This window comes from Caulobacter sp. CCH9-E1 (assembly GCF_001556515.1).
Classification (GTDB): domain Bacteria; phylum Pseudomonadota; class Alphaproteobacteria; order Caulobacterales; family Caulobacteraceae; genus Caulobacter.
In genome coordinates this window covers 1-4144 of sequence record NZ_LSJA01000061.1, presented here as the reverse complement: position 1 = coordinate 4144, position 4144 = coordinate 1, and the positions used below count along the sequence as shown (strand labels likewise).

The 4144-nt window shown below is 67.7% G+C and carries 4 protein-coding genes; 3 read left to right on the top strand and 1 reads right to left on the bottom strand.

The window, feature by feature from the left end:
- The first annotated feature begins 315 nt into the window (after window positions 1–315).
- From araD1 to AX690_RS03310, 3 genes are read left to right on the top strand one after another with little or no spacing between them, the layout of a single operon-like run.
- Window positions 316–1311, top strand: coding sequence for an AraD1 family protein (gene araD1 / locus AX690_RS03320; protein WP_066730284.1), 996 nt, complete (start codon window positions 316–318; stop codon window positions 1309–1311).
- Window positions 1308–2234, top strand: coding sequence for a Gfo/Idh/MocA family protein (locus AX690_RS03315; protein ID WP_066730283.1), 927 nt, complete (start codon window positions 1308–1310; stop codon window positions 2232–2234). The genes araD1 and AX690_RS03315 overlap by 4 nt, the downstream gene beginning before the upstream one ends.
- Window positions 2235–2269: 35 nt before the next feature.
- The gene (locus tag AX690_RS03310) at window positions 2270–3409 is read left to right on the top strand and encodes an aldose epimerase family protein (RefSeq protein ID WP_066730282.1); all 1140 of its coding nucleotides are present in this window, start codon (window positions 2270–2272) and stop codon (window positions 3407–3409) included.
- 51 nt (window positions 3410–3460) lie between these two features.
- On the opposite strand, the gene AX690_RS03305 is transcribed toward AX690_RS03310, so the two are convergent.
- Window positions 3461–4087 (bottom strand): cysteine hydrolase, encoded by a 627-nt coding sequence (locus tag AX690_RS03305; RefSeq protein WP_066730281.1) that lies wholly within the window; start codon window positions 4085–4087, stop codon window positions 3461–3463.
- Window positions 4088–4144 lie beyond the last annotated feature (57 nt).

The window sequence follows — 4144 nt, the reverse complement described above, 5'->3', positions numbered from 1 at the left end:
AAAGCGCCGTCATGTCGATGTTGTCCGGATTGTCAAACCACGCGCGCGAACGAAGGGTGCGGGAAGAGACGGGGTCGGGGCTCATGACAATCCTTGACGACGCTATGCGCCCACGCCCCAGGCAAGGCGGGCCGGAGGCAGGGCGGATTTGTATTATAATATTTGTCTGACTATCGTCGCTACCCAAGTCCGTCAATGATCGCGAGCGATGTTCGGCCAAGACATCGACCCGAATGGCCGGATGCCGCAAACGAGGTTTGACAGGATCGGCGGCGACGGTATTTGTCAGACTATTATAGGCTAGGAGCGTTCGCCATGGTGTTCAGATTCGTGCAGTTGAAGACCGGCGACGGCGAACGGCGACTGGCGGCGGTGGACGACTCCGGCCGCGCCCGGCGCGTGATGGTCGCCGACACGCTCTACGCCCTGGCCCAATCCGCCATCGGCGTGAACGCGACCCTGGCGGAGGCGGCCCAGGCGCGGGAGCTTGGCGAAGAGATCGACATTCCCGGCGCTCTGGCCGAGGGCCGGGTCCTGGCGCCGATCGATCACCCCGACACCGCCCACCTGCTGCTGACCGGCACGGGCCTCACCCACCTCGGTTCCGCCGAGGGCCGCGACAAGATGCACAAGGCGGCGCAGTCTGGAGAACAGCTGACCGACTCGATGCGGATGTTCCTGATGGGCGTGGAGGGCGGCAAGCCCGCGCCGGGCCAGGAAGGCGTCCAGCCAGAGTGGTTCTACAAGGGCGACGGCCAGCAGCTGGTCGGCCCCGGGCAGTCCCTCACCTCCCCGGCTTTCGCGAAGGATGGCGGCGAGGAGCCTGAGATCGCCGGCGTCTATCTGATCGGTCCCGACGGGACGCCGCACCGCCTGGGCTTCTGCCTGGCCAACGAGTTCTCCGACCACGTGACCGAGCGCGGCAACTATCTGTGGCTGGCCCACTCGAAACTGCGCCAGGCGGCGCTGGGCCCGGAACTGCTGACGGGCCCCCTGCCCGAGGACGTGCGCGGCGCCAGCCGGATCCTGCGCGACGGCGCGGTCGCCTGGGAAAAGCCGTTCCTGTCGGGCGAGGCGAACATGTCCCACGCGATCGCCAATCTCGAGCATCACCACTTCAAGTACGATCTGTTCCGCCGCCCGGGCGACGTGCACGTCCACTTCTTCGGCACCGCGACCCTGTCGTTCTCGGAAGGCTTCCAGACCAAGGTGGGCGACGTGTTCGAGATCGAGGCCGCGCCCTTCCTCTATCCGGTGCGCAATCCGCTGAGCCAGGCGGCCGAGCGGTCCGTCACGGTGCGCGCGCTGTGACGCCGATCCGCCTGGCGCTGGTCGGCCTGGGCAAGATCGCCCGGGACCAGCATCTGCCCTCCATCGCCGCCGACCCGCGCTTTGAGCTGGTCGCCGTCGTCAGCCGCAACGCCGAGCTGGACGGGGTCGCCCACTTCACCGACCTTGCCGCCTTGCTGGCTAGCGACGTCGCGATCGACGCCGTATCGCTCTGCACGCCGCCGCAGCCGCGTCACGCCCTCGCCCATATGGCGCTGGCGGCCGGCAAGCACGTGATGCTGGAAAAGCCTCCTGGCGCGACGCTGAGCGAGGTCGAGGACCTGCGCCAGGCGGCCGTCGCGCGCGGCCTGACGCTTCAAGCCACCTGGCACTCGCGCTACGCCGTCGGCGTGGAGCCGGCGCGCGAATGGCTGGCGGAGCGGACGGTCAAGGCCGTGCGGATCAACTGGAAGGAAGACGTCCGCGTCTGGCACCCCGGCCAGGACTGGATTTGGGAAGCCGGCGGCCTCGGCGTCTTCGACCCGGCGATCAACGCCTTGTCGATCGTCACCCGCATCCTGCCCCTTCCCTTCTTCCTGTCGCGCGGCGTGCTGCACGTGCCCGAGAACCGGCAGTCGCCGATCCAGGCCGAGCTGGACTTCCGCGACGCCAATGGCGCGCCGATCCGCGCCGAGCTCGACTTCCTGCAGTCCGGTCCTCAGAGCTGGGACATCGAGATCGACACCGAGGACGGCGCGCTGAAGCTCACCAATGGCGGCGCCAAGCTCTGGATCGACGGCCAGCTGATGCACGAGGGGCCGGATCGGGAATATCCGGGCCTCTACGACGAATTCGCCAGGCTGATCGCGGACGGCACCAGCGACGTGGACGTCAGCCCGCTGCGCCACGTGGCCGACGCCTTCCTGCTCAGCGAGCGGGTCGTTGCGCCGCCGTTCATCGAATAGCCGCAAGCGCCAACAGAACAAGACGGAGAGGAAACATGAAGCTCAAGACCATCGCCCTGTGCGGCGCGTTCGCCCTGACCGCGACATCGACGGCGACGGCCGCCGAACTGTCCCGCCGCCCCTTCGGCCAGACCCCCTCGGGCGAAGCCGTCGAGGCCTTCACCCTGACCAACGCCAAGGGCGTCAGCGCCACGGTGATCACCTATGGCGCGACCCTGCAGTCGCTGATCGCCCCCGACAAGGCGGGCAACAAGGCCGACATCGTGCTCGGCTTCAATGACGCCGCCGCCTATGTGAAGAACGCCAGCTATTTCGGCGCGAGCGTCGGCCGCTTCGCCAACCGGATCGGCAAGGGCCGCTTCGAGCTGGACGGCAAGACCTATCAGCTAGAGCTGAACAACAACGGCGTCGCGGCCCTGCACGGCGGCGTGAAGGGCTTCGACAAGGTGGTCTGGAAGGTGCTGTCGACCAAATCCGGCCCGACCGCATCCGTCACGCTCGGCTATGTCAGCCCCGACGGCGACCAGGGCTATCCGGGAACCGTGAACGCCACGGCGACCTACGCCCTCGACGAACAGAACCAGCTGACGATCACCTACGGCGCGACGACCGACAAGCCGACGATCGTCAACATGACCAACCACGCCCTGTTCAACGCGGCCGGCGAAGGCGCGCCGGAGGGGGCCATGGGCAATGTCCTGACCCTTCCCGCCGAAGGCTACACGCCCGTCGACAATGAGCTGATCCCGACAGGCGCGATCACGCCGGTGGCTGGCACCGCCTTTGACTTCCGCACGCCCACGGCGGTCGGCAAGCGCATTCGCGACGCCAGCGATCCTCAGCTGGTCATCGGCAAGGGCTATGACCACAACTTCGTGCTGACCGGCAAGTCGGGGGGCGCGCCTCGACTGGCGGCGCGCCTGGCCGATCCCAAGAGCGGCCGGGTGCTTGAGATCCTGTCCGACCAGCCGGGCATTCAGTTCTATGCCGGCAACTTCCTCGACGCCTCCTGGGTCGGCAAAAGCGGCAAGCTCTACCGCCAGGGCGACGGCATCGCGCTGGAGCCGCAACACTTCCCCGACGCGCCGAACAAGCCGCAGTTCGCCTCGGTGCGCCTCGATCCCGGCCAGACCTATCGCAACGTGATGGTCTTCAAGGTCAGCGTCGCGAAGTGACGACCCGTGGGCCGGCTCTCGAAGGGCCGGCCCTTTCCCTAAGACGGACGCCTAGCCGGTCCAGGCCTCGGCGATCCGCGCCGTATCGGTCAGGATCGCGCTGTTGAGCGCCATGATCTTCAGCGACGCGAGATGGAGATCCGCCTCGTAGGCGGCGCAGGCGTCGGCGGCGACAAAGACGTGATAGTCCAGATCGAAGGCGTCACGGACAGTGCTGTCGACGCAGCACTCGGTGGTCAATCCGGCCACCACCAGGGTGTCGACGCCAAGCGCCCTAAGCCGGGCATCGAGGTCGGTGCCCAAGAAGCCGCTATAGCGAACCTTCTTCACCACCAGCTCTCCCGGCACAGGCTGGGGGCCATGGAACTCGGAGCCGGCCGATCCGACACGGCAGATCGCCGCCTCGCTGTCCGGGTCGCCGCCTTGCCGCCGGATACGCTCAAGCCAGGCGACGGAGTCCGTCTCAGGCGTCGTGAACAGACCCACGAAGACGACAGGCGCGCCCGCGGCGCGAGCGGCCTTCACCAGTCGCTCGGCGGCCGAGACCGCGGGCTGGACGACGCCCATGTCGAAGTAGGTCGCCAGCGCGCCCTCGGGCGAGGCGAAGTCGACCTGCATGTCGATCACCAGCACCGCCGTCCGCGACGGCGCGATCCAGGCCTTCAGATCGTCGGTCAAGAGAACACCGCCCGGAGGCCCGGCAGGATCTCGGCGCCGAACATCGTCAGCCCTTCG